23 protein-coding genes are annotated in these 25,432 nt (G+C 69.0%); 14 read left to right on the top strand and 9 right to left on the bottom strand.

The annotated features are described in order from the left end of the window. Positions 1-130: 130 nt before the first annotated feature. The 3 genes from J7654_RS09860 to putA all read right to left on the bottom strand — a co-directional run bounded on the left by J7654_RS09860 (position 131) and on the right by putA (position 6,602). Entirely contained in the window at positions 131-1,054 is a 924-nt protein-coding gene (locus tag J7654_RS09860) for a cation diffusion facilitator family transporter (RefSeq protein ID WP_209735743.1), read from the bottom strand. Positions 1,055-1,058: 4 nt separating this feature from the next. Then, the gene (locus J7654_RS09855; protein ID WP_209735742.1) at positions 1,059-3,248 is read right to left on the bottom strand and encodes an anthranilate synthase; all 2,190 of its coding nucleotides are present in this window, start codon (positions 3,246-3,248) and stop codon (positions 1,059-1,061) included. A 264-nt stretch (positions 3,249-3,512) separates the two neighbouring features. Continuing rightward, positions 3,513-6,602, bottom strand: a complete 3,090-nt coding sequence (gene putA, locus J7654_RS09850) for a bifunctional proline dehydrogenase/L-glutamate gamma-semialdehyde dehydrogenase PutA (protein WP_209735741.1) — start codon at positions 6,600-6,602, stop codon at positions 3,513-3,515. Between the two features lie 121 nt (positions 6,603-6,723). Here putA and J7654_RS09845 point away from each other — a divergent pair, with 121 nt between their 5' ends. The 3 genes from J7654_RS09845 to choV all read left to right on the top strand — a co-directional run bounded on the left by J7654_RS09845 (position 6,724) and on the right by choV (position 9,222). Continuing rightward, positions 6,724-7,194, top strand: coding sequence for an Lrp/AsnC ligand binding domain-containing protein (locus tag J7654_RS09845; RefSeq protein ID WP_209735740.1), 471 nt, complete (start codon positions 6,724-6,726; stop codon positions 7,192-7,194). A 148-nt stretch (positions 7,195-7,342) separates the two neighbouring features. After that, positions 7,343-8,185 (top strand): choline ABC transporter permease subunit, encoded by an 843-nt coding sequence (choW, locus tag J7654_RS09840; RefSeq protein ID WP_209735739.1) that lies wholly within the window; start codon positions 7,343-7,345, stop codon positions 8,183-8,185. Beyond that, positions 8,182-9,222 carry a choline ABC transporter ATP-binding protein gene (gene choV / locus J7654_RS09835; protein WP_209735738.1) on the top strand — a complete coding sequence of 347 codons (1,041 nt, stop codon included), beginning with the start codon at positions 8,182-8,184 and terminating at the stop codon, positions 9,220-9,222. Before choW ends, choV begins: the two co-directional genes overlap by 4 nt. A 4-nt stretch (positions 9,223-9,226) precedes the next feature. Here the strand turns inward: choV and J7654_RS09830 are convergent, their stop codons facing one another. The 5 genes from J7654_RS09830 to J7654_RS09810 all read right to left on the bottom strand — a co-directional run bounded on the left by J7654_RS09830 (position 9,227) and on the right by J7654_RS09810 (position 13,305). Then, a complete protein-coding gene (locus tag J7654_RS09830) occupies positions 9,227-10,366 on the bottom strand; it encodes an Mrp/NBP35 family ATP-binding protein (protein ID WP_209735737.1) in 1,140 nt (379 codons plus the stop codon). A gap of 87 nt (positions 10,367-10,453) precedes the next feature. Further along, positions 10,454-10,735 (bottom strand): YMGG-like glycine zipper-containing protein, encoded by a 282-nt coding sequence (locus J7654_RS09825; protein ID WP_209735736.1) that lies wholly within the window; start codon positions 10,733-10,735, stop codon positions 10,454-10,456. A 103-nt stretch (positions 10,736-10,838) separates the two neighbouring features. Further along, entirely contained in the window at positions 10,839-11,168 is a 330-nt protein-coding gene (locus J7654_RS09820; RefSeq protein ID WP_209735735.1) for a hypothetical protein, read from the bottom strand. A gap of 85 nt (positions 11,169-11,253) precedes the next feature. Next, positions 11,254-12,228 carry a PAS domain-containing sensor histidine kinase gene (locus J7654_RS09815; RefSeq protein WP_209735734.1) on the bottom strand — a complete coding sequence of 325 codons (975 nt, stop codon included), beginning with the start codon at positions 12,226-12,228 and terminating at the stop codon, positions 11,254-11,256. Between the two features lie 279 nt (positions 12,229-12,507). Next, complete coding sequence (locus J7654_RS09810) at positions 12,508-13,305, bottom strand: response regulator (RefSeq protein WP_209735733.1); 798 nt, start codon at positions 13,303-13,305, stop codon at positions 12,508-12,510. A 288-nt stretch (positions 13,306-13,593) separates the two neighbouring features. Here J7654_RS09810 and J7654_RS09805 point away from each other — a divergent pair, with 288 nt between their 5' ends. The 6 genes from J7654_RS09805 to J7654_RS09780 all read left to right on the top strand — a co-directional run bounded on the left by J7654_RS09805 (position 13,594) and on the right by J7654_RS09780 (position 15,970). Further along, positions 13,594-13,800 (top strand): NepR family anti-sigma factor, encoded by a 207-nt coding sequence (locus tag J7654_RS09805; protein ID WP_245195450.1) that lies wholly within the window; start codon positions 13,594-13,596, stop codon positions 13,798-13,800. Positions 13,801-13,803: 3 nt separating this feature from the next. Then, entirely contained in the window at positions 13,804-14,355 is a 552-nt protein-coding gene (locus J7654_RS09800) for a sigma-70 family RNA polymerase sigma factor (protein WP_209735732.1), read from the top strand. Between the two features lie 129 nt (positions 14,356-14,484). Further along, positions 14,485-14,826: an ElaB/YgaM/YqjD family protein gene (locus J7654_RS09795; RefSeq protein WP_209735731.1), complete on the top strand. Its 342-nt coding sequence runs from the start codon at positions 14,485-14,487 to the stop codon at positions 14,824-14,826. After that, positions 14,826-15,263, top strand: coding sequence for a hypothetical protein (locus J7654_RS09790; RefSeq protein ID WP_209735730.1), 438 nt, complete (start codon positions 14,826-14,828; stop codon positions 15,261-15,263). The genes J7654_RS09795 and J7654_RS09790 overlap by 1 nt, the downstream gene beginning before the upstream one ends. Before the next feature lie 62 nt (positions 15,264-15,325). Then, positions 15,326-15,580, top strand: coding sequence for a hypothetical protein (locus J7654_RS09785; protein ID WP_209735729.1), 255 nt, complete (start codon positions 15,326-15,328; stop codon positions 15,578-15,580). A gap of 27 nt (positions 15,581-15,607) precedes the next feature. After that, positions 15,608-15,970 carry a nitroreductase family protein gene (locus J7654_RS09780; RefSeq protein WP_209735728.1) on the top strand — a complete coding sequence of 121 codons (363 nt, stop codon included), beginning with the start codon at positions 15,608-15,610 and terminating at the stop codon, positions 15,968-15,970. A gap of 85 nt (positions 15,971-16,055) precedes the next feature. Here J7654_RS09780 and J7654_RS09775 read toward each other — a convergent pair whose 3' ends face one another. Beyond that, complete coding sequence (locus tag J7654_RS09775; RefSeq protein WP_209735727.1) at positions 16,056-16,973, bottom strand: diacylglycerol/lipid kinase family protein; 918 nt, start codon at positions 16,971-16,973, stop codon at positions 16,056-16,058. A 152-nt stretch (positions 16,974-17,125) separates the two neighbouring features. Between J7654_RS09775 and J7654_RS09770 the strand changes: the two genes are divergently transcribed. From J7654_RS09770 to J7654_RS09750, 5 genes are all read left to right on the top strand, one after another. Continuing rightward, the gene (locus tag J7654_RS09770) at positions 17,126-17,290 is read left to right on the top strand and encodes a DUF1328 domain-containing protein (protein ID WP_209735726.1); all 165 of its coding nucleotides are present in this window, start codon (positions 17,126-17,128) and stop codon (positions 17,288-17,290) included. A 126-nt stretch (positions 17,291-17,416) separates the two neighbouring features. Further along, the gene (locus tag J7654_RS09765) at positions 17,417-18,706 is read left to right on the top strand and encodes an efflux RND transporter periplasmic adaptor subunit (protein ID WP_209735725.1); all 1,290 of its coding nucleotides are present in this window, start codon (positions 17,417-17,419) and stop codon (positions 18,704-18,706) included. Then, positions 18,703-21,834 (top strand): efflux RND transporter permease subunit, encoded by a 3,132-nt coding sequence (locus tag J7654_RS09760; RefSeq protein WP_209735724.1) that lies wholly within the window; start codon positions 18,703-18,705, stop codon positions 21,832-21,834. Before J7654_RS09765 ends, J7654_RS09760 begins: the two co-directional genes overlap by 4 nt. Before the next feature lie 90 nt (positions 21,835-21,924). After that, complete coding sequence (locus J7654_RS09755; protein ID WP_209735723.1) at positions 21,925-23,733, top strand: ATP-binding cassette domain-containing protein; 1,809 nt, start codon at positions 21,925-21,927, stop codon at positions 23,731-23,733. 291 nt (positions 23,734-24,024) lie between these two features. Then, positions 24,025-25,407 (top strand): DEAD/DEAH box helicase, encoded by a 1,383-nt coding sequence (locus J7654_RS09750; RefSeq protein WP_209735722.1) that lies wholly within the window; start codon positions 24,025-24,027, stop codon positions 25,405-25,407. Positions 25,408-25,432: the final 25 nt, after the last annotated feature.

Genomic DNA, 25,432 nt, shown 5'->3' with positions numbered 1-25,432 from the left:
TCCAGGCCCGCCACGCCGCCCTCCAAGCGCCCTCTTCCCGCCACCATGCATTCCAGACACGGTCCGCGACGGTGGCTCGCCATCGGGGCTCCCGGCGCAGGGACACGATCCTCATCCGGTCCCTTGCCCTTCACAGAACCGGCACGCCGGTCTGCTTCGCCTCTTCCTCGGGCTCCACGTGGATGATGACGCGGGCGTCCTCGAAGCGGGCCTGGAGGGCGTCCTCGATGCGGTCGCAGATGCAGTGGGAATCGGCCACCGTCATCTTGCCCGGCACCACGAGGTGGAATTCGATGAAGGTGGCGCGGCCGGCGGCGCGGGTCTTCACGTCGTGCACCTCCAGCGCGCCATCGGCATGGGCGGAAATGATCTGGCGCATCTCCTCGGCCTCGGAAGGCTCGATGGCCTGGTCCAGCAGGCCGGACAGGGAGTTCGTCACCACCTTGAAGCCTTCACGCAGGATGTTGAGCGCGACGAGGGCGGCGAGGGCGGGGTCGAGGATGGACCAGCCCGTGGCGATGGCCAGGAGCAGGCCTGCCAGCACGCCGACCGAGGTGACGACGTCGGTCATGATATGCCGGCCGTCCGCGTTCAGCGCCGGCGAGCGCAGCTCGCGCCCCTTGCGGATCAGGAACGTCGCCCAGGCCGCGTTGATGAGCGTTGCGACGCCGTTGATCGCCATGCCGAGCGCCGGCGCCTCCAGCGTGCGGGGCTCCAGATAGGCGAACCACGCCTCGCGCAGGATGAGGAGCGCCGCCAGGACGATGAGGACGCCCTCCAGCACGGCGGAGAAATATTCCGCCTTGTGGTGGCCGAACGGGTGGTCGTTGTCGGCCGGGATGTAGGAGACGTGCACGGCCCAGAGCGCCACGAGCCCGGCCACGACGTTGACCACCGATTCCAGCGCATCGGAGAAGAGCGCGACCGAGCCGGTCAGCGCATAGGCCACATATTTCAGGCCGAGCACCAGCATGGCGACGGCCACCGTCGCCATGGCGATGCGGCGCACCCCCCGCCCGATGGACGAGGGAGGCGCTCCGATGCCCAGGCTCATGCCCCTAAGCTGCCTTGACGCCGGCCCGGCGGGGCAGTTGCGACACGATGTTCTCGATCATCCGCATTCCCGCCTCTCCCCCAAGGCTCATGATGCTCTCGGGGTGGAACTGCACGGCCGCCACGGGCTCCGTCTTGTGCTCGAAGGCCATCACCACGCCGTCCTCCGTTTCCGCCGTCACCTCGAAATCCTTCGACAGGCGCACCGGATCGGCGAAGATCGAATGGTAGCGCCCCACCGTGACCTCGGAGGGAAGCCCGGAGAAGATGATGCCGGGCCTCGACACGCGGATGCGCGAGGGCTTGCCGTGCACGGGCACGTGCAGCGTGCGAAGGCTTCCGCCATAGGCCTCGGCCAGCGCCTGGAGGCCCAGGCACACCCCGAAGATCGGCATCTGCCGCCGCCGCGCTTCGGCGATCGTGTTCCGGCAGTCGAAATCGTCCGGGTTGCCCGGCCCCGGAGACAGGACGACGAGGTCGGGCGCCACGCGGTCGAAGATCTCGGCCGGCACGGGGGTGCGCACGGTCGTGACCTCGGCGCCCGTCTGGCGGAAATAGTTGGCCAGCGTGTGGACGAAGCTGTCCTCGTGGTCGACCAGCAGGATGGACACGCCCTCGCCCGGCCGCGCGGCGGCGCGCGCGCCGGGCGAGGCGGCGGTCGTTCCGGCTTCGCGGACGGCGGCGATCATGGCGGCGGCCTTCAGCTCGGTCTCCGCCTCCTCCTCCTCCGGGTTGGAATCGTAGAGAAGCGTGGCGCCCGCGCGCACCTCGGCGATGCCGTCCTTCAGGCGCACGGTGCGCAGCGTCAGGCCGGTGTTCATGTCGCCGTTGAAATGCATCATGCCCACCGCCCCGCCATACCAGGCGCGCGGGCTGCGCTCGTTCTTTTCCAGGAAGCGCATGGCCCACAGCTTGGGCGCGCCCGTCACCGTCACCGCCCAGGCGTGGGAGAGGAAGGCGTCCATCGCGTCCATGCCCTCGCGCAGGCGGCCCTCGATATGGTCCACCGTGTGGATGAGGCGCGAATACATCTCGATCTGCCGCCGGCCGATGACGCGCACCGAGCCCGGCTCGCACACGCGGCTCTTGTCGTTGCGGTCGACGTCCGAGCACATGGTCAGCTCGGACTCGTCCTTCTTGGAGTTCAGGAGCTTGAGGATCTGCTCCGAATCGGAGATCGCGTCCGCGCCGCGCTTGATGGTGCCGGAGATCGGGCAGGTCTCCACGCGCCGGCCGTTGACGCGCACGAACATCTCCGGGCTCGCGCCGATGAGGAATTCGTTCTCGCCCAGATTGATGAGGAAGGAATAGGGCGAGGGGTTGATGCTCTTGAGCTTGCGCGAGACGGCCGAGGGCGCGCTTTCGCAGCGTTCGAAGAAGGTCTGGCCCGGCACGACCTCGAAAAGGTCGCCGCGCATGAACTTCTCCTTGGCGCGGCGCACGAGGGCGGCATACTCGCCCGGCTGGTGGTCGCCGCGCGGCGGGATGGCGTTGGCGCGCATGAAAGGCGCGTCCGGCCCACCGCCATCGAGGCCCTCCGTGGAGACCCCGTCCCTCTCGAAGGTGAAACGGTCGATATAGGCCGAGGCGGTGTAGTGATCGACGGTGCGGATCTCGTCCGGCAGGAACAGGACGAGGTCGCGCCCGTCCTGCCTGCGCTCCAGCGTCTCCTCGATGGCGTCGAACTGGAAGGCCAGGTCGTAGCCGAAGGCGCCGTAGAGCCCCAGATCGCCGTTGGCCGGAGACTTGAACAGGGCGACGATGGCGCGCAGCACCGAGAAGACGGTGGGCGCGCGCGAGCGCTCCTCCTCCGTGAAGGGCCGGTCGGGCATCTTGACCGTCAGGTCGAGACGGTCCTGGCCGGCCGAGAAGGCGGCGAGGTCCGGGTGGTCGCGCAGCGCGCCGGCCACGAAGCCCAAAAGCACGCGCCCGCGCTCGTTCAACGCCTCGATGCGAACCGTGCGACGCTGCGCGGTGAGGACCAGCGGCGGGTCCACGATGCCCGTGTCCCAGCGCGTGTAGCGGCCGGGATATTCGTAATTGGAGGAGAACACCGCCCCGCGGCGCGTGTCGAGCCGGTCGATGACCGGCTCCATCGCGCCCTCGTAGGCGATCGGCTCACGGCGGCGCGTGACGGCGATCCCGCCTTCGGTGACATAGCGCTCGGCGCCGTCCGGCATAGCTTCCACGGTCATGACCGACCTTCCTTCATCGATGCCCGGACCGGCGGCCAGAATACAAAAAAGGCCGCCGGATGATCCGCTGCGGCCTTCGTTTCGTTGCTGCGCACGGGCGCAAAGCTTCACGGGCCGCCTGTCAGCGAGCCTGCCACCAAAGCTGTGCGTTCGTCGTGCGCTTCATGGCCCACCGATAACGCGCCGCGACACCATCCGCAACGCGAAATCGCCGCCGCGCCTCAATTGCCAGCGCTTCGCAGAAGCATTCGCCTTGCCAAGCCCTCACGCGCCGGCGGACGAGACGAGGCTGGCATTGCCGCCGGCCGCCGTGGTGTTGGTGGAGACCACCTGCTCGCGGCAGAAGCGCGCCAGATAGTTCGGCCCGCCCGCCTTGGGCCCGGTGCCCGAGAGGCCCGAGCCGCCGAAGGGCTGGGAGCCGACGATGGCGCCGATCATGTTGCGGTTGACGTAGACATTGCCGACGGACAGGCGCTCCGACACGGCGCGGATGGTGGAATCGATGCGGCTGTGGATGCCGAGCGTCAGCCCGTAGCCGGTGGCCTCCACCGCGTCGCAGACCTCGGCAAGCTCCCCGGCCTTCCAGGTGGCCACATGCAGGATCGGCCCGAACACCTCCCTGGCCAGAGATTGCGGGCGGTCCAGCTCCACGATGGCGGGGGCGATCCAGTGGCCCTCCTCCGGCAGGCCGCGCGACAGCTCCGCCTCGAAGCGCACGCGCTGGGTCTTTCGCATCTCGTCGACATGCGCGCGCAGCATCGCCGCCTGCTCGGCGTCGATCACGGGGCCGATATCGGTCGCCAGATCGCGCGGGGCGCCGATGGCCAGCTCGCGCGCCGCTCCCTCCACCATGGAGACGATGCGCTCGGCCACGTCCTCCTGCACCAGCAGCAGGCGCAGGGCCGAGCAGCGCTGGCCGGCCGAGCGGAAGGCCGAGCGCACCACATCGTCGGCCACCTGCTCGGGCAGCGCGGTGGCGTCCACGATCATGGCGTTGATGCCCCCCGTCTCGGCGATGAGGGGGGCGATGGGCGCATCGCGCGCGGCGAGCGCGCGGTTGATGGCGAAGGCCGTGTCGGTGGAGCCGGTGAAGGCGACGAGCGCGGTGGCAGGATGAGAGACCAGCGCGGCACCCACCCCGCCATCGCCGGGCGCGAGGAAGAGGTGCTCCTTCGGCACGCCGGCCTCGTGCAGGAGATCCACCGCGAGCGCGGCGATCAGCGGGGTCTGCTCGGCCGGCTTGGCGAGCACGACATTGCCCGCCGCATAGGCGGCCGCGACCTGGCCGATAAAGATCGCCAGGGGGAAGTTCCACGGCGAAATGGCGAGCGCCACGCCCCGCGAGCGGTAGAGAAGCCGGTTCTCCTCCCCCGTCGGGCCAGGCAGGGGCACAGGCGCGCCCATCAGCCGCTCGGCCTCGTCGGCATAAAAGCGGCAGAAATCCACGGCCTCGCGCAGCTCCGCCAGGGCGTCCTCCACCGTCTTGCCGGCCTCGTCGGCCAGAAGCGCGAGAAGGGCGCCCTGCCGCTCATCCATCAGCTCGGCGGCGCGGCGCAGGCGCGCGGCGCGGGTGGCGGCGGGCACCGCCTCGGCGGCGCGGACATGGCGGGCGGCCTCGGCCACCAGCGCCGCCGCGCCGTCCGTCGTAAGCGGCGAGACCGCGCCGACGACGCGGCCGTCGGCGGGCGAGCGGATGTCCTGCCGGCCGGCGGTGGCAAAGCCCTTGGCCGGCCTTGCCTCCAGCCCCGAAAGGCGCGCGCCGTCCCGCTCTCCGATGAACGCCGCCACGGCCTTGCGGTCGCCGAATTCCAGCCCTTTCGAATTTGCCCGCGTGCCGAACAAGGCGGCGGGCGCGGTGATGCCCGAATGGCTGCGCCGGCCCTTCGCCAGCACGTCCTGCGGCTGCACGAGGAGGTCTTCCACCGGCACCTTGGGGTCGCCCACCCTGGCGACGAAGGAGGAATTCGCCCCGTTCTCCAGAAGGCGGCGCACCAGATAGGCCAGGAGATCGCGATAGCCGCCGACCGGCGCGTAGATGCGGCAGGAAAGCGTGCCGCCGGTTTCCTCGCGCACGGCCTCGTAGAGCGTCTCACCCATGCCGTGCAGGCGCTGGAACTCGAAGCCGGACGGGTCGTCGCCGGCCATTTCAAGGATGGTCGCCACCGTCACCGCGTTGTGGGTGGCAAATTGCGGGTAGAGCCGGGCTCGCCGGTCCAGAAGCTCCTGCGCCGCGACGAGATAGGAAAGGTCCGTGGCGGGCTTGACGGTGTGCACGGGAAAACCCTCCGCGCCCTTCTCCTGCGCCAGCTTGATCTCCGTGTCCCAGTAGGCGCCCTTCACGAGGCGCACCATCATGCGGATGCCGGCCTCTCCGGCAAGCGCGTCCACGTGCTCGATGACGGCGAGCGCGCGCTTCTGGTAAGCCTGCACGGCAAGGCCGAAGCCGCCCCAGCCGGAGAAGTCCGAGGAGCGCACCACCGCATCGATCACGTCGAGCGAAAGCTCCAGCCGCTCGGCCTCCTCGGCATCCACGGTGAAGTTGAGGTCGTAGGAGGCGGCCTTCTGCGCCAGGTCGCGCACAAGAGGCACGAGCTCGGCCAGCACCGTCTCGCGATGGGTGGGAAAATAGCGCGGATGCAGGGCCGAGAGCTTCACCGAGATGCCGGGGCGGTCCGGCAGGGGCTTGTTTCCGGCGCTGCGGCCGATTGCCTCGATGGCATCGGCATAGGACTGGAAATAACGCCGCGCGTCCTCGCGCGTGCGGGCGCCTTCGCCCAGCATGTCGTAGGAATGGCGGTAGCCCTTCTTCTCCGACGCCCTCGCCCGTTCCAGCGCGTTCCCGATGGTTTCGCCCAGCACGAACTGGCGGCCGAGAAAGCGCATGGCCTGCCGCGTGGCGTTGCGCACGGCCGGCGCGCCGATACGCTTGACGAGGCCGGACAGGACGCCGGAGGGCGTCTCGCCCGGGCGGATGATGCGCGCGGAGAGGCCGAGCGCCCAGGCCGAGGCCGCCATCAGCGCCCCGTCGCCCACCGGCTCGCGGTTCGCCCAGTCGCCGGCGCCGATCTTGTCCTCGATCAGCCGGTCCTGCGTCGCCTTGTCGGGCACGCGCAGGAGCGCCTCGGACAGGACCATCAGCGCCAGACCCTCGCGGCTCGACAGGCCGAACTCGCGCAGGAAATCCTCCACCGCGCCGATGCCGTGCGACTTGCCGCGGATCGCCTCGATGAGGCCGCGCGCGCGGCCTTCCACGCGGGCGCGGTCGTGACGCCAGCCTTGCGCCCGCTTCAGGAGCGCGAGCGCGGCCTCCTCGTCCGAGGGCGCGAAAGGGGCCGAAAAGGGCGGGAGACTCATGGAGGAAGGGCCTCGACGAACGGGAGCTGCGGGACAGGCACGATCATACCGGCTTCCCTGCCGCGCATCTCACCGTTTATGACGGTTCGAACGACGCCAATCGCCACGGACCACCGCCGCCATGGAGACTTCCCCGCCGCTCGACGCGAAAGACCGGAAGATCCTCCGGGCGCTGCAATCCCAGGGCCGGCTGACGACGCTGGAGCTGGCCGAGCGCGCGCATCTCTCGCCCACCGCCACCGCCGCGCGGGTGAAGAGGCTGACGGAGGCGGGCTTCATCAGGGGCTATGTCGCCCAGCTCGACGCCGCCAAGCTCGGCCGGGGCATGATCGTCTTCGTGGAGGTGAAGCTGGACCGCACGACGGAAGACGTGTTCGACGCCTTCGCCAGGGCCGCGCGCGCCAACAGCGACATCATGGAATGCCACATGGTGGCCGGCGGCTTCGACTATCTCCTGAAGGCGCGGGTGAAGGACATGGAGGCCTACCGCGCCTTCCTGGCCAAGGCGCTGACGGAGCTGCCGGGCATCCGCGAGACCCACACCTATGCGGTGATGGAGGAGATCAAGAACACCACCGCCATCGTGCTCTGAAGCGGCGGGGCGGGCCGGAACGCGGGGCGGCGGGTGGTTCCGGCGCGCAAAGATGCATAGAAATGTCGCGAATCGCCCATCCCGGCCGCCTGCCGGATGATCCAATCGGCTCCCCGCGGGCTCTCTCGAAGGAAGGTGTGGCTCCCACGTGAACTGGCTGACCAGCAACAAGATTCCCATCGGCCGGGCCGGCGCGGACGCCATCGACTGGCTGATCGGCAATTTCCTGTGGGTCTTCGATGCGATCAGCGCGGGCCTCTCCTCGATCATCGCGGGCATTCTGTTCATTCTCGAGCGCCCGCATCCCCTCCTCGTCGTCGCAGCCTTCGCCGGGCTCGCCTTCGCGTTGCGGCGGCGCGTGGCGGCGGCGCTCGGCACGGCGGCCGGGCTCCTTCTCATCATCAATCTGGGCTATTGGCAGGAGACGATCCAGACGCTGGCCCTCGTGGTGGCGGCCAGCTTCGTGTGCATGGCGATCGGCGTGCCGCTCGGCATCCTCGCCGCGCGCCGGGACTGGCTCTATGCCTGGATGCGGCCGGTGCTCGACCTCATGCAGACGATCCCGACCTTCGTCTATCTCATTCCGGCCCTGATCCTCTTCGGCCTCGGTACCGTGCCGGGGCTGGTGGCGACGGTCATCTTCGCCCTGCCCGCCTCGATCCGGCTGACGAGGCTCGGCATCGCCTCCACGCCGCGCCAGCTTCTGGAAGCGGGCGACTCCTTCGGCGCCACGCGCCTGCAGCGGCTTTTCGCCATCGAGGTTCCCCACGCGCTGCCACAGATCATGGCGGGCCTGACACAGACCATCATGCTCTCGCTCTCCATGGTCGTCATCGCCGCGCTCGTGGGCGCGCCGGGGCTGGGCGTGCCCGTGCTGCGGGCGCTCAACACGGTCAACATCGCGCAGGGGCTGGAAGCGGGGCTCGCCATCGTGATCCTGGCCATCATCCTCGACCGCTTCTTCCGCATCGACGAGGAGGCGCGGCGATGAGCGCGCCGGCCGTCTCCTTCCGCGACGTCTCCATCGTCTTCGGCCGCGACGCGCGGGCGGCGCTGCCCCTGATCGACCGGGGCGCCAGCCGCGAGGAGATCCGCGAGAAGACAGGCGCGACGCTCGGCGTCGCGGGGGCCAGCCTCGACATCGAGCCCGGCGAGATCGCAGTGCTGATGGGCCTGTCGGGCTCGGGGAAATCCACCCTTATCCGCGCCGTCAACGGGCTGGCGCCCGTCACGCGCGGTCAGGTGATCGTGGACACGGGGTCCGGCCCGGTCGATCCCGCCGCCTGCCCGTCCTCGCGCCTGCGCCGGTTGCGCCGCCACGAGGTGGCGATGGTGTTCCAGCAATTCGCGCTCCTGCCGTGGCGCAGCGTGGCGCAGAACGTGGCGCTCGGCCTCCAGTTCGCGGGGGTGCCCAAGGGCGAGCGGCACGAGCGCGCGCTCGCGCAGCTCGAACTCGTGGGCCTTTCGGACTGGGCGGGGGCGCGGGTCTCGGAGCTTTCGGGCGGGATGCAGCAGCGCGTGGGGCTGGCCCGCGCCTTCGCCACCGATGCGCCCATCCTGCTGATGGACGAGCCCTTCTCCGCGCTCGACCCGCTCATCCGCGCCAAATTGCAGGACGACCTTCTCGACATCCAGGCACGGGCGAGAAAGACCATCCTCTTCGTCAGCCACGACCTCGACGAGGCCTTCAAGCTGGGCAACCGCATCGCCATCATGCAGGGCGGGCGGATCGTCCAGTCCGGCGGGGCGCGGGACATCGTGCGCGCGCCGGCCAACCCCTACGTGGCCGATTTCGTGGCGCACCTGAACCCGCTGAACGTGCTGACCGCCGCCGACATCATGGCGCCGGTCGCACAGGCGCAGGACGCTGGCCTTGCCGGCGTGATCCGGCCCGACACGCCGGTGCGGCGCGTGATGGATGCGCTGGAGGGCGGGCGGGTTCTGGGCGTCACGGAGGGCGGGCGTCTGATCGGGCAGATCGGCGACCGCCAGATCGTCGCCGCCCTCACCCACAAGCCCGCGCGCTGAGGCCCTACTCGAAGACGATGGAGGGGGCCGCCCGGCGCGCGGATCGGCCCTCGATCTCATCCCACGCCTTGGCCGCGATCTCGCGATAGATTTTCGCGTGCGGCCCGTCCGGCTGGCTGGCGACCACCGGCGTGCCGGCATCGGAGGTCTCGCGGATCGACATTTCGAGCGGCACCTCGCCCAGGAAGGGAACGCCGAGGCGCGTCGCCTCCGCCCTCGCCCCGCCGTGACCGAAGATATCGTAGCGTCTGCCGGTGTCGGGCGCGATGAAATAGCTCATGTTCTCGACGATGCCGAGGACGGGCACGTCCACCTTGCGGAACATGGCAAGGCCCTTGCGGGCGTCGATCAGGGCGAGGTCCTGCGGGGTGGAGACGATGACGGCGCCGGCGAGCGGCACCTGCTGGGCCATGGTGAGCTGCGCGTCGCCCGTGCCGGGCGGCATGTCCACCACCAGAAGGTCGAGCGGCGCCCATTCCACCTCGCGCATCATCTGCGTCAGCGCGGACATGACCATGGGTCCGCGCCAGATCATCGGGGTCTCCTCCTCCACAAGGAAGCCCATGGACATCGCCTTGAGCCCGTAAGCCTCCATGGGCAGCAGGCTGCGCCCGCCGACCGTCTCGGGCTTGCCCTTCAGGTTCAGCAGGCGGGGAATGGAGGGGCCATAGATATCGGCGTCGAGAATGCCGACCTTCAGCCCCAGCGCCTGAAAGCCCAGCGCGAGATTGACGGCCGTGGTGGACTTGCCGACACCGCCCTTGCCCGAGGCGACGGCCACGATGCGCGTGACGCCCGCGATGCCGGGCTTGGCCTGCCCCGGCGCATGGCCGTGGGCGCGCGAGGGCGCTGGCTTCGGCGGTGACGGCGGGCGTGCGGGCGTGGAGCCCGCGGCGCGCTCGGCCGTCAGCGCGATCATGGCGGAGGAGACGCCTTCCACCTGCGAGACGCGGCGCTCGGCCTCCTGGCGGAACGGCTCGAACCGCTCGGCCAGCGCGGCCGGCACGGTGAGCGAGAAGAACGCCTTTCCATCGGCGATGAAGACATCGGAGACGAGGCCGCGCGAAACGATGTCGCCCGCCCCGTCGGGCGCCGGCATCTCCTTCAGCACCGCCAGAATCGCGGCCTTCACGCTATCGCTCATCTCGTCGTCCTTCCCTCTGCTGGCGGCACACAACGCGAAAGCGGCGCCGGTTGCCCGGCGCCGCTTTCCGATCAAAGGCTGGCAGGATCAGTAGCCGGCGGGGCAAGCCGCGACATAGCGCTGACCGCGGCCATCGCGATAGACGCATTCGCCAGGACGGTTCGTCGCCGCGCCCACCAAGGCGCCGGCCGCCGCACCCACGCCAGCACCGATCAGCGTGCTCTCGGTATTGCCCCCGATCGCCTGGCCGACAAGCGCGCCACCCAGCGCGCCCACGCCCGCCGGCACGGCGACGTTGCGGTCCACCGACTGGCAACCCGCCAGCCCCAGCGTCAACGCCGACACCGCGGCGATCATCATCTTCTTCATCGTGTTCTGCCTCTCAGCCTGCATGTCCCGTTCACCGAACGAGTTGCAACAAAGGTTGGTTTCATCAAGACGTGAAAAGAGTCTTCCACGCCTTTATACCCTCTCAGCGCGAGGCGAGACGGACATTTTCCTCCAAAGCATCCAGAGAGGCAGTTGCGGCGGGCTCGACCGGCACGAGCGCGACCTTCAGCTCACCATTGCGGCTAACGGCCCATTCCACCGTGGCATCCTGCTCCATCATGGCCTCATCGACCGCCTCACACGCCCCCATCACGCGAGCATCGTAGGTATCGGTCAGACGCATCTGCAAGGGAAGATCGGCCCTACATTCCTCGATCGAAGAATAGGTAGGCGTTGCGACGGGGATCTCCGAGCACTGCGAGGCATCGGGGCTGCAACCCACCAGAAGCATGAAGGCGAAAACCTGTTCCATGTCGTCAAACTCCAGTTACATCTTAAACTGGAAGATGATTCGTTGGTTCCATTCGCCTCTGCCATTTTGTCAAGCTGGCCGTCGGCTATCGCGGCCCGTCTATCCTCTCGAACTGCGATTCGGGGATGAGGAGGGAGTAGGACACGCCCTCGGGCTGGTAGCTGAGGATCGCCTCCCCGCCGACCGAATTGGGCACGATGCGCTCCAGCGTGGAGGTGCCGAAGCGCGTGTCGTGCTCCGGGGGAACGAGCGGCCCCGCCTTCTCCTGCCAGCGCAAGCGCAGATAGCGCTGCCCCTCGCGCTCCAGGAAGTCGGAACGGATCAGCACCTTTCCGCCATGGATCGAGAGGGAACCGTAGGAGGCGGCATTCACCGCCAGCTCGTGCAGCGCGAGGCCCACATGCAGCGCGGCGGTGGGAGAGAGGTAGACGTCCGGCCCCTCGAAGCGAACCTGCGTCATACCGTCGGGCGCGTAGCGCTCCACCTGCATGGTGACGAGGTTGGACAGGTCCGCCCCGCGCCAATCGGCCTCGGTGACGATGTCCTGCGAGGAGGAAAGCGACTGGATGCGACCACGGAACCGCACCAGGAATTCGGGGATCGTCACCGAATGGCGGGCAGTCTGGCTGGCGAGCGACTGGATGATCGCCAGAAGGTTCTTGGACCGATGGGAGAGTTCGCGCAGGAGCGACTTGAGGGTTTCCTCGCGCTTCTTCTGGGCCGTAATCTCGACGGAGCTGCCGACGAGGCCCTGTATCTGTCCCTGCGCGTCGCGATCGGCATCGAGGCGCACATCGAACCAGCGGACGCCGTCCGGCGAGGCAACCCGCAGCTCGAATCGCGCCCTGCGACCGCTCAGGATCACACCGCGCTTGATCTCGGCGGCCTGCCCGCTTTCCGCCTGGCTCAGGAAATCCTCGTCCCGGCAACCCGGCTGCGCGCCGGCCAGCCAGGAGCCTTCCGTGTTGAAGCACCACCGATAGCGCAAATCCAGATCCTGAGCGAAGAGGCTTATCTCCGTTCCGGCCAGAGCCTTGAGCGCTTTTTCGGAGGGCGTCATCCGGATTGCGCCGAGCCGGAGGGCGGCCGCGACATCGCCTGAAAACCATCGCGCCTTGCCCGCTCATGCGCGCCAAGCTTCACCGTCTCGCCGAGGGCCGAAAGTTTCATCGTTCACCGGGTATGGACATATCGAGGCGCTAACGGAGCCTCTTTGCAGAACTTGAGCCGGACCGTTCCGACCAAGGCTTGAACGAGCGCCTCGGCAGGAGAGTTCCCGGCAATGATGGAGGCGCACCGGCCGGGCACGATGCGACGCGCCCGGCTGCGGCAAACGCCTTCAGGCGGCGGCTTCCTTCGTGTCGTTCTCGAAGAACAACGCCTGGCTGATCAGCGCCTTCACCATGTCCGGGTTGAAGGGCTTGGTCACGAGGAAGGTAGGCTCGGGACGCTCGCCCGTCAGCAGGCGCTCGGGGAAGGCGGTGATGAAGATCACCGGAACCGCGACCTTGGACAGGATCTCGTTGACGGCGTCGATGCCGGACGAGCCGTCGGCGAGCTGGATGTCGGCCAGCACCATGCCCGGCTTCTGCTGCTCGAACAGCTCGATCGCCTCCCTGTGGGTGCGCGCGATGCCCGTCACGCCGTGCCCGAGGCTCTCGACCATCTGCTCGATATCCATCGCGATCAGAGGCTCGTCCTCGATGATCATGATGTTGGTGGAGACCTGGCGGCCGATATCCGTGCTCGCCTGGTCGATCAGCCCGGAGAACCCGGCCGCGTCCACACGCAGGATGGCGGCGGCCTCCTCGGAGGTGAAGCCCTCGACGGCCACGAGAAGGAAGGCCTGGCGCGGCAAAGGCGAGATCGCGCGCAGATTGCGGGACGCCTTCTCCTCCCACGCGGAGACGGGCGCATCCTCCCGCACGTTCACCTCCACGGACTGCCAGAGGGACGAGAACAGCTTGTAGAGCGCGATGCGCGGGCTGTCCTGATCGTCGAACAGGCTGGGCTCGGCGATCAGCGCCTCCAGAACGGCCGCCACATAGGCGTCGCCGCTCGCTTGCGAGCCGCTGAGCGCACGGGCGTAGCGACGAAGATAGGGTATGTGCGGCGCAATGCGCGACGACATCGACATGAACTCTCCCCACGATCGGGACTTGAGGACCGGATTTGGCCTGGCCGGCGGGAAGCAGCCTCCCCGTCCAGAGAGCAACCCGCGCCAGGCAGCCCGGCCTTGCGCCGGCACGGGCCGAAAAACAACATATGGCGCGCGTTGTCGGCTTGGTAGTGGTCCTTGTGCTATTAAATGAATCTGCGGCAGGGCACTTGAGAAGCGGCCGCATTGTCACACCTAAGGCTGCAAAGGGATCGGGGCCTGCGGACCTTGGCGCGGACCATCCCGAAAAGATCGCTGCGAGGCAGAATGGACGACCGCGAGGACGAAGGAAAGACGATGCCGGCACAATCGAGCGCAGCGGCGGGCGGCCAGGAGGCGGGCGCCAGCTCGGCGATCGGCCGCAGGCTCAAGGCCTATTACGATGACGTGGCGAGCGAACCGGTGCCCGATCGCTTCATGGCGCTGCTCGACGCTCTCGACGCGGCCGACTCGAAGAGAACGGGGCGTGGCTGAACCATGGGTCAGGAGCCTGACTTCCGGCGCGAGCTGATCGCCATCATCCCCAATCTGCGCGCCTTCGCCGCCTCCCTGTCGGGCTCGTTCGACCGGGCGGACGACCTGGTGCAGGAAACGCTCGTCAAGGCCTGGGACAAGCAGCACACCTTCCAGCCGGGCACGAACCTGAAGGCGTGGCTGTTCACCATCCTGCGCAACGAGTTCTACACCCAGATGCGCAAGAAGGGCCGCGAGGTGCAGGATGTCGACGGCATCCACGCCATGCAGCTTGCCGGCCACCCCGAGCAGCAGGGCCATCTCGACCTGCAGGATTTCCGGCGTGCTATGGACCTCCTGCCCGCCGACCAGCGCGAGGCGCTGATCCTGATCGGCGCGTCCGGCTTCTCCTATGAGGAGGCCGCCGAAATCTGCAAATGCGCCGTGGGCACGATCAAGAGCCGTGTCTCGCGGGCCCGCACGCGGATGGCCGACGTGCTGGGCATCGAGGGCGACGGGGAGTACGGTCCCGATTCCATCGCCTCGCAGATCATCGGGATCGCCCCGGCGGCCTGAGCGGGCGCGGCGGACGAAGCGGTTTTGCGCGCGCGCCCGGAACTGCCGGATCGAGGCGCGCATTATCCCGGCGAGAGGACCATGGCGTCCCCTCCCAAAAGAAAAACGCATGGCTGAGAGGATCGAACGATGTCCAACACGACCCCCAATGAGAACGGCTTCGAGGCCGAGGGCGGCAAGCGTTCCGAGGCGGAACTCGAGGCGCAGGTCGCCAAGCTGCGCGAGGATATGTCGGGGCTGGCCGAGACGCTGAAGTCGCTGGCCGGCGAGCGTGCCGACAGCGCCAAGCGGCAGGCCTTCGCCCTGCGCGACGATGTGCGCGAGACGGGCGAGCGCTATTTCCGGCAGGCGCAGGAAACCGCCAGCGAGCTTGAGGAGCAGGTCAGCGAACGCGTTCGCGCCGAGCCCATCAAGGCCGTGCTCATCGCGGCGGCCGTCGGCTACTTCTACGCGCGTATCTTCAAGAACTGATGCTGACGCAGCTCATCACCAAGATCTTCACCGGCGAGGCGGGCGTGTTCTTCGCCCGCATGCGCACGGTGGCGATCCTCTATGCCGTGATGGGGATTTTCGCGCTCGGGCTTCTGGGCTTCCTTCTGGGGGCGCTGTTCATCTGGCTGGCGTCGATCTACGGCGCGCTGGCAACGGCGCTGGGCTTTGCGGCCGCCTGCCTGCTGGGGCTGGTGGTCCTCTACATCGTGCTGATGATCGCTCGGCGTCCGCCCAAGGACAGGGCCTCCGATCGCCTTCAGCGCGACATAGCGTCCGTGGCCAGCGTCGCGGCCATCTCCAACCTGCCGCTCCTCATGCGGTCGGTCCGGCGGCGGCGTTCCCTGCTTCTGGTTCCCGTCGCGGGCATCGGCATCTTCGCCGCCGTGCGCGCCCTGTCGGCCATCCGCCGGCGCTGACGAACGACATCGGGCCGGCCGGACCCCTCCGGCCGGCAACGCAATTTCTGGGAGGATTGGCCATGACCAATATCGATCCGAAGGACGCACGCCAGGGACGGGAGGGCCGCCCGGTCCTCTACGTTCTCATCGCGGCGCTGGCGCTGGCGGTCATCGCCTTCATCGGCATGGGCTTCTTCGGCGCCTCGCAGCCGGACGAGAACATCGGCGGAATCGCGCCCTCGGGCGTGGAGAGCGGAGCGGCTCCGTCCGAGACGCCCGCGCCGGCCGGCAGCGTGGTCGCCCCCGCCGACGAGCCGGCGGCCCCGGCGAACTGAGATTCGAGCCGGAAAGGAAACCCGACCATGTCGCGCAGTCCCTATGACGACGGCCGGATCGTTCCTGTCGATGCGGCGGTGGGCGAGGATGGAGACTCGCCGGGGATCGCCCAGCCGATCACCCAGGCCGAGATCGACGATCTCGTGAACGACGCCGGGATGCCGATCGAGGAGCGGCGCGAGCGCCTGGAGGCTATCGCGGCTGCCCTCGGCGCGCGCGACAGCATCGACCGGGGCGGTGAGTTCGGCCCCATGCAGTCGCAGATCGCCGAGGCGCTTTCCCTGCTGGCGGAAGGCGGCCATGCCTACGGAACCGCCTCCTCCACCGGGCTGGACGCGGAGGCACGCAGCGACGCGCGCTCGCCCGACGAAGACGATCCTCAGCGCTGAGGATGGAGCAAGACCTAAAAGGCCCGCCTAACCGGCGGGCCTTTTAGGTTCATGGGTAGCGGCCCATCTCGCAGGCACGCCCGGTTCATTCGCGCAGGAAGCCGGCCTCCTGCGGGACGAGCACCTTGAGGGCGCGGGGGCGGATTTCGATGTCGCAGACCGGATCGAGCCTCACCAGTTCCCCGTCGCGCACGGCGCGATCCTCCTTCGGCCCGGAATCGTGCTCGATCCGCACGCGCTTGGCGGGCACGATCGTCATGCCCTTGCTGCCCCGCCACGCTCCGCGCAGCACGTCGAGCGCCAGCCCGGCGGTCGCCACGCTATCACGCGTGCGGCAGATATAGACGCCCAGAACCCCGCCCGTCGGATCGTCGGCGAAGGGCATGTGCCCTTCCCCGTAGAGATTGTTGGACACCGCCACGGCCGGGGATTCGATGATCTCGGTGCGGCCGTCCACGTCGATCTGGAGGCGCACCATGGGAAGCGTGCGCACGGCGGAGGCGATGGCGCGCGTGGTGGCCCAGATCTTGCCGAGGCGCGAGCCGTAATCATACCGCTCGCGGGTGCGCACCATGCGGGCATGGAGCCCCACCGCGAACTGATGGACGAAGGGCTCGCCGTTCACCACGGCAAGGTCCACCGCCGTCACGCGCCCGCCGGCCAGCGCCGAGACCGCGCTGGCCAGTTCGAGCGGAATCTGCAGCGTGCGGGCGAAGAGGTTCATCGTGCCTGCGGGAAGGATGGCGAGGGCGATGTCCTTGCCCATCAGGGCCGCGGCCGCGCCCGAGACCGTGCCGTCGCCGCCGCCGACGAGGAGGATGTCGAGATCGGTCCGGCGCGCGGCCCGGCCGAGCGCGCCGCCGACCTGCCGGCCGTCCACCACTTCCACGTCGATCTCATGGCCATGCATGCGGAACTCGTCCTCGATGAGTTGCCCGAGGATCTTGAGGTCGGTGGTCTTCAGCGTGCCGCCGGCCTTGTTCAGAATCGCGTGGATCCGCATCGCCTCAAACTTCCTGCGTCCGGCCCGGCCGATGCTCGGGCCTTGCGCCACCATTTAACGCCGGGCTCGCAGAAGGAAGAGGGCGCCCTAGGATTTATGCCGCAGGACGCGGCCGCCTCGCGGCTTCCGGTCATCGTCTCACGGAGCTTCCCATGATCGAATGGATCGTCATCCTCCTGATCGTCGCGGCCATCGCCAGTCTGCTGGGCTTTCGCGGCATCGCGGGCGCATCCGCAGGCGTCGCCAAGTTCCTGATCCTGATCGTCCTCCTCGGCATTCTCCTGCTCTTCCTGTTCGGGATCGTCGTCTTCGCCTGAGGACGTCCTTGGGGCGGCGGGGCGGACCTTACCAAAATTTATGGGGAAGGATGTTCGCGGTTGCAGTATTCATAGGAGGTCTTATGGCCACGGCGTCGTAAGAGCGCCCCCTATCGAAAGACGCTCATGGCCGTTCTGAAGCAGCTCCTCGCCACGTTTCTGGTCGTCCTGATCGCGGCGATGGTCTGGATCAGCCTGGACGAGACGCCGGGTCGCTATCTCCTGGCGGAGGATTCGCCCCTGCCCGGCGCCCTTCGCCCGGCCGTGGCGGCCATCGCGCGGGCGCCGGAGGCGGGGCCCGTTGGCGCCACGCCGCAGCGCGGGGGGACGCAGGGGCTCGCGCCTCTGGTTGTGGTGGATGCGGCGATTCCCGACGTGACGCGCGACAGGCTCCGGGCTGTCGGTACGGGCGAGGCGCGCCGCTCCGTGGCGATCTTCCCGCAGGACAGCGGGATCGTGACGCAGGTCGCCTTCCGGCCGGGCCAGGACGTGGCGGAAGGCGAGCTTCTGGCCCGGCTGGACGACCGCGACCAGCGGCTGGCGGTGGAGCGGGCCGAGATCGCGCTGGCGGCGGCCGAGGAGCAATTCGCCCGCTACCAGCGGCTGGGCGCCTCCGCTTCCGTCACGACCGTGCAGATCGACGAGATGCGCCGCGCCGCCGACACCGCCCGCCTCGACCTGCGCGCGGCGGAGCTGGCGCTGGACCGGCGCTCCATCGTCTCGCCCATCGACGGGCGCATCGGCCTTGCCGGGGTGGAGACCGGCAGCCTGATCGGCACTCAGACCCTCGTGGCCACGGTGGACGACAGGACGGAGCTGAAGCTCGTCTTCCACGCGCCCGAAGCCTTCCTGCCCGATCTGTCCATCGGGCATCCGGTGGAGGCCACGCCGACGACGCGCAACGGCCGGGTTTATCAAGGCGAGATTTCAGCCATCGACAGCCGCATCGACGAGACCAGCCGCACGATCCGCGTCGAGGCCGCCATCGACAATGCGGCGGACGAATTGCGGCCCGGCATGTCCTTTTCCGTCGAGGTCGCCTTCGCTGGCCAGGAGTTCCTTTCCGTGGACCCGCTCGCCGTCCAGTGGGAGCGCAGCGGCGCTTTCGTGTGGGCGCTGCGCGGGGAAACGGCGCACAAGGCGCCGATCCGCATCGTGGAGCGCAATGTCGAGCGCATCCTGGTGGCGTCCGACGCCATCGGGGCGGGCGATGCCGTGATCGTGGAGGGTGTGCAGTCGCTCCGCGAGGGCATCTCCGTGCGCGTGCGAAACCCCCTGCCCGTGCCCGCCGCCGAGGACGTTCCCTCCGCGGGCCTTCCCGAGGCGATGGGCGACGGCACGCCGCTGGCCGACGAGCCGGCCGGGCCGGGCCAACGTGCCGACGCCGAGGGCCCGAACAGCGAATTCGCCCGATGAGCGGGCCGCACGCCGCCGCGACGGACGCGGTGACGAAGTTCACCTCGCTCTTCATCCGGCGCCCCGTCCTCACCATCGTGGTGAACCTCCTGATCGTGGTGGCCGGCCTTGCGGCTTTCCAGGCGGCGGAGGTGCGCGAGCTGCCCAATGTCGACCGGCCGGTCATCTCCGTCTCCACCAGCTTCACGGGCGCCTCGCCCGAGGCGGTGGACCGGCAGGTCACGGCCGACATCGAGGGCGCGGTCGCGCGCGTGCCGGGCATCGTCTCCATCTCTTCCAATTCCCGCTTCGGCTCCAGCCAGGTGACGATCGAGTTCTCCTCCTCGACCGACCTGAACGTGGCGGCCAGCGACGTGCGCGACGCCGTCTCCTCCATCGCCAACCGCCTGCCAGACGACGCGGACGAGCCGCGCATCGTGAAGGCCGACGCGGATGCCGACGCCATCATCCGCCTGTCGGTCCTCTCCCCCGGCCTGTCCATCGAGGATTTGACGACGCTGGTGGACGAGCGCATCGCCGACCGGCTGGCGGCGGTGGAGGGGGTCGCCGCCGTCCAGCTCTCGGGCGACCGCGAGCGGCAGATCTTCGTGGACATCCGCGCCGACCAGCTCGCGACGCGCGGACTCACCATCGGCGACATCGGCACGGCTCTGGCCAATGCCGCGCTGGACGCGCCGGCCGGATCGCTGGAATCCTCGCGCCAGACCATCGTCGTGCGCGCCGACGCCAATGTCTCGAACCCGGCCGAGTTCGGCGCCATCATGCTGAACGCCCAGACACGCCTGTCGGATGTGGCCGACATCCGCTTCGGCCCGGACGAGGCGGGGTCGTATCTGCGCGTCAACGGGCAGACGGGCATCGGCCTCGACGTGCTTCGGCAGGCGGGCTCCTCGACCATCGCCATCTCGGAGGGCGTGCGGGCCGCCGCCGCCGAGCTGAACGCCTCGATGAACGACGGCACGCGCATCATCGTCACCAGCGACGAGGCGACCTTCATCAACGGGGCGATCCACGAGGTCCAGCTCACGCTGCTGCTGGCCGTCATCATCGTGGTCGGCGTGATCTACGTCTTCCTCCTGTCCTTCCGCGCCACCCTCATCCCGACCCTGACCATCCCCATCGCGCTGATCGGCGTGGTGGCCGGCATCTATCTGGCGGGCTTCTCCATCAACATCATCACGCTGCTCGCGCTGGTGCTCGCCACGGGCATGGTGGTGGACGACGCCATCATCGTGCTGGAGAACATCATGCGCCGGCGCGCGATGGGCATGGGAACCCAGGCGGCGGCCGTTGTGGGCACGCGCGAGGTGTTCTTCGCCGTCATATCCACCACCGCCACGCTGGCCGCCGTCTTCGTCCCCATCTCCTTCCTGCCGGGCGTGGCGGGCGGGCTCTTCCGCGAATTCGGCTTCGTGCTCGCCATCTCGGTGACGATCTCCTCCTTCATCGCCCTCACGCTCTGCCCGATGCTGGCCTCGCGGCTTCTGGGCGCGCCCAAGGAACCGGGCCCGGTGAAGCGCGCCATCGGCGCGTTCGGGGGCAAGCTGGCGGGCTTCTATGCCGTTACGCTGCGGGCCGCGCTGAACTATCCGCTGGCGGTGGTTGCGGCTTCCCTCGTCTTCGCGGGGGCCTCCTTCTTCGCCTTCCAGAACCTCAGCAGCCAGTTGACGCCGCAGGAGGACCGGGGCGTCGTCCTGATGAGCGTCTCGGCACCGCAAAGCGCCAGCCTCGACTATACGAACGGGCAGATGCAGGCGGTGGAGGAAATCCTCCAGCCCTATCTCGACAGCGGCGAGGCGACGAACCTCCTCGCGCGCGTGGGCCTGGGCACCGGCAACCGCGCCTTCCTCGTCATGCCGCTGGCGGACTGGAGCGCCCGCGAGCGTTCGCAGAACGAGATCGTCACGGAGATCAACACGGCCTTCGCCGAGATTCCCGGCGTGCAGGCACGGGCCATCCAGCCCAACTCGCTGGGCATCCGGGGCGGCGGGCGCGGCCTTTCCTTCGCCATTGCCGGGCCGAACTACCAAGCGCTTTCGGACGCCGCCGAATCCCTGCGCGAGGCGATGGCGGCCGACGGCCGCTGGGGCCGGCCCGAGCTCTCCTTCGACACCACCCAGCCGCAGCTTTCGGTGAGGATCGACCGGCAGCGGGCCTCCGATCTCGGCATCGACATCGATGGCCTGGCCGCCGCCATCCAGTCGCTGCTGGACGGGCGGGAGATCGGCACGACCTATGTGGAAGACCGCTCGGTGCCGATCCAGCTCGTTTCCACCGCCCTGCCGGTCACCGATCCCTCGGATCTGCAGAACATCTTCGTCCAGGCGGGCGACGGGCGCATGATCCCCATGTCGAGCATCGTGGGCGTGGAGGAAGAGGCCATCGCGCCCTCGCTGGCGCGGGAGAACCAGTCGCGCGCCGTCTCCATGTCGGCCGACCTCTCCACCGGCCTGACCGTGCAGGAGGGCTGGGACCAGCTCCTGCCCTTCGCGGCCGAGCGCCTGCCCTCCGAGATGCGGCTGGTGCCGCTGGCGGAGGCGGCCACACTTCAGGAAACCTCGGGCGGCCTCGCCCTCGTCTTCGGCTTTGCCATCGTCATCGTCTTCCTGGTGCTGGCCGCGCAGTTCGAGAGCTTCGTCTCCTCCATCATCATCATCGCCACCGTGCCCTTCGGCCTGGCCTGCGCCGTCTACGCGCTTTCCTTCTTCGGGGAGAGCCTGAACCTCTACTCGCAGATCGGGCTCGTCCTGCTCGTCGGCATCATGGCCAAGAACGGCATCCTCGTGGTCGAGTTCGCCAACCAGCTTCGCGACGAGGGCCTCAACGTGCGCCAGGCCATCGAGGAGGCCTCCCTCATTCGCCTGCGCCCCATCATGATGACGATGATCGCGACGGTGGTGGGCGGCGTGCCGCTCGTCATGTCCTCCGGCGCGGGGGCGGAGGCGCGCATCTCGCTCGGCTACGTGATCGTCGGCGGCCTCGGCCTCGCCACCGTCGCCACCCTCTATCTCACGCCCATCGCCTATCTGGCGCTGGCGCGCTTCTCCCGGCCCGGCTCGCACGCGCAGGCCGAGCTGGACCGGCAACTGGCCGAGGCCACGCGCGCGCCGATGGCGCCGGCCGAGTGACGCCCCCGCACAGGCGCACGTTCGAACGCAAGCTTTTCCGGGCCGCAAAGCGGTTCCCACTTTCGCCGGAAATGCTCTAGAAGCGCCCTCATGGCTCTTCCTCCGCTTCTTCGCCTCGACGGCGCCCGCCTGACCTTCGGCGGCACGCCCCTCCTGTCCGACGCCACCTTGAGCGTCTCGCCGGGGGAGCGCATCGCGCTTGTCGGCCGCAACGGCTCGGGCAAGTCCACGCTGCTCAAGATCGCCGCCGGGCTCGTGGAGCCCGATGGCGGCGAGCTGTTCCGCCAGCCGCAGGCGACGATCCGCTATCTGGCGCAGGAGCCCGATTTCGGCGAGGCGCCGAGCGTGGAGGCCTATGTGGCGGCGGGATTGGGCCCGGCCGACGACGCCTGGCGCGTGACGCGGCTGCTGGAGGGCCTCGGCCTCAGGGCCGATGCGCGCCCCTCCGACCTTTCCGGCGGGGAGGCCCGCCGCGCCGCGCTCGCCCGCGTCCTGGCGCCCGAGCCTGACATCGTCCTCCTCGACGAGCCGACCAACCATCTCGACCTGCCCACCATCGAGTGGCTGGAGGAGGAGATCCGCGCCTCGCGCAGCGCCATCGTGGTCATCAGCCACGACCGGCGCTTCCTGGAGCGCACGACCGAGGCCACCGTGTGGCTCGATCGCGGCACGACGCGGCGGCTGAACGAGGGCTTCGCCGCCTTCGAGGGCTGGCGGGACAAGGTGCTGGAGGAGGAGGAGCGAGACCTCCAGAAGCTGGACCGCAAGATCGTGCGCGAGGAACACTGGCTGCGCTACGGCGTGACCGCGCGGCGCACCCGCAACGAGCGGCGGCTGGCGGCCCTGCACCAGTTGCGCGCGGACCGGCGCAACGCCCGCCGCGCGGTGGGGCAGGTGGAGATGCAGGCAGGCGAGACGCGCGAGAGCGGCAAGCTCGTGATCGAGGCCATCGGCATTTCGAAGGCCTATGGCGAGCGGGTGCTGGTGAAGGACTTCTCCACCCGCATCCAGCGCGGCGACCGCATCGGCCTGGTGGGCCCGAACGGCGCGGGCAAGACGACGTTGCTCAAGATGCTGATCGGCGAGTCCAGGCCCGACACGGGCCGGGTGCGGCTGGGCACCAATCTCGACCTCGCCTTCCTCGACCAGAAGCGCGCCGCGCTGCGCGACGACCTGCCGGTCAGCGAAGCCCTGACGGACGGGCGCGGCGACCAGGTGATGGTCAATGGCGAGGCGCGGCACGTGGCCGGCTATCTCAAGGACTTCCTGTTCAATCCCGAGCAGATCCGCACGCCCGTCGGCAATCTTTCGGGCGGGGAGCGCGCGCGGCTCCTGCTGGCCAAGGTGCTGGCGACGCCGGCCAATCTCCTCGTCCTCGACGAGCCGACGAACGATCTCGACATGGAGACGCTCGACCTTCTCCAGGAGCTGATCGCGAACTATCCGGGCACCGTGCTCCTCGTCTCCCACGACCGCGACTTCCTCGACCGGACCGTGACGAGCGTGATCTCGCCGCAGGGGCCCGGCGAGTGGCTGGAATATGCCGGCGGCTACTCGGACATGGCCGCGCAGAAGCGGGGCGCGCAGAAGGAGGCCCGGAAGGCGGAGAAGCCGAAGCCGGCCGCCGCGCCCTCCCCCGCGGCCAGGCCCGCAGCCGCCTCCACCAAGCTCTCCTTCAAGCAGAAATACGCGCTGGAGACCCTGCCGAAGGAGATCGCGGCGCTGGAGGGCGAGATATCGAGGGCCGAGGCCGAGATGGCCGACCCCGCCCTGTTCTCCCGCAGCCCCGAACGCTTCGCCGCGCTCGCGCGGGAGATCGAGGCCAAGCGCGCCCGGCTTGCGGCGGCCGAGGACGAATGGCTGGAACTGGAGATGCTGAAAGGCGAGATGGAGGGCTAACCCTTTCATCGTCGCCATGGCGCAAGCCTTTCGGAAAGGGCAGTGTGCGGACCCTTGGCAATCCTTGCCAAACGAACGGTGCTTGACGCGGAGGGCAAAGCAGCCGATATGAGGCTCGTCACGCCGTGATCGCGCGGCGCCCGTCCTCTTCCTCATCGAAGCTTTCGACGCGGCGTCAAGCCTGACCCATTCAGGCCACGGCCCGTGCCAATCCGTCGCTTTCTCAGCGCGAAGACGATTGGCCGCTCCAGCGGGGCCCTCGCGGTTTCGCATCCTGCTCGAAAGCATCCTTTGACCATTCAGAACTTCCAGTCGCTCGGCCTTGCCGACGCGATCCTTGCCGCGCTTGGGCGCATGGACATCACCACGCCGACGCCGATCCAGGCGCAGGCCATTCCCGCGGTGCTCAAGGGCCGCGACGTGCTGGGCATCGCCCAGACCGGCACCGGCAAGACGGCCGCCTTCTCGCTGCCGATCATCGACGCCCTTCTCAAGGCCGGCGGCCGGCCGAAGGCCAATTCCACCAAGGTCCTGATCCTCGCGCCAACCCGTGAGCTCGCCTCGCAGATCGCCGAGAACGTCAAGGGCTTCACCGCCGGCACCCCGATCCGCCATATGGTGGTGTTCGGCGGCGTCTCCATCCGCCCGCAGATGCAGACTGCGCTCAAGGGAGTCGACATCGTCATCGCCACGCCCGGCCGCCTGCTCGACCTCGTCGAGCAGCGCGCGCTGACGCTGGCGGACGTGAAGCATCTTGTGCTCGACGAGGCCGACCGGATGCTCGACATGGGCTTCGTGCGCGATATCATGCGCATCGTGAAGCTCCTGCCGGTGCAGCGCCAGTCGCTGCTGTTCTCGGCCACCATGCCCCAGAACATCGCCTCTCTGGCCGCCAAGATCCTCAAGGATCCGGTCCGCGTCGAGGTGACGCCGGAGGTGGTGACTGTCGAGAAGATCGAGCAGAGCGTGCATCTGGTGCCCCAGAAGGCCAAGAAGCACTGGCTCATCAAGAACCTGCCCGCCTTCGAGAAGGCGGTGATCTTCACGCGCACCAAGCACGGCGCCAACCGCCTGTCGGAAGACCTTGCCAAGGCCGGCATCGGCGCGCTCGCGATCCACGGCAACAAGAGCCAGGGCGCGCGGCAGAAGGCGCTGTCGGAGTTCCATGCCGGCAAGCTCAAGGTGCTGGTGGCCACCGACATCGTGGCGCGCGGCATCCATGTGGACGACATCTCCCATGTGGTGAATTTCGACCTGCCGGAAGAGGCGGAGAGCTACGTTCACCGCATCGGCCGCACCGCCCGCGCCGGCAAGTCCGGCATCGCGGTCACGCTGTGCGACCCGTCGGAGCGCGCCAAGCTGCGGCAGGTGGAGAAGCTGACGGGCCTGCGCTTCACCGTGCAGCCGACCGAGTTCATGGACGCGGCCACGCTGGCCGCCCTGCCGGCCGACGCGCCGCGCGAGGATCGCGGCCCGCGCGGCCGGGGCAACGGGCGCGGCGGCGCGCCCAAGCAGAACGCCGGCAAAGCGCCGCGCGGCGCCAAGCAGGGCGAGCGGCGCGGGCGCCCGCAGGAGGGACGCCCGCAGGAAGCGCGCGGCGAGCGCTCGCAGGCCCCCCAGGGACGCCGGCGCAACCGCGCGCCGCAGCGGGCGGGCCATCAGGCTCCCGCCTGAGCACGCGGCTGATTCGGTCGGAAAG

It is taken from the genome of Aureimonas populi, from assembly GCF_017815515.1.
Classification (GTDB): Bacteria; Pseudomonadota; Alphaproteobacteria; order Rhizobiales; family Rhizobiaceae; genus Aureimonas; species Aureimonas populi.
The sequence above is the reverse complement of the archived record's forward strand: the minus strand, read 5'-3'. Positions and strand labels throughout refer to the sequence as shown.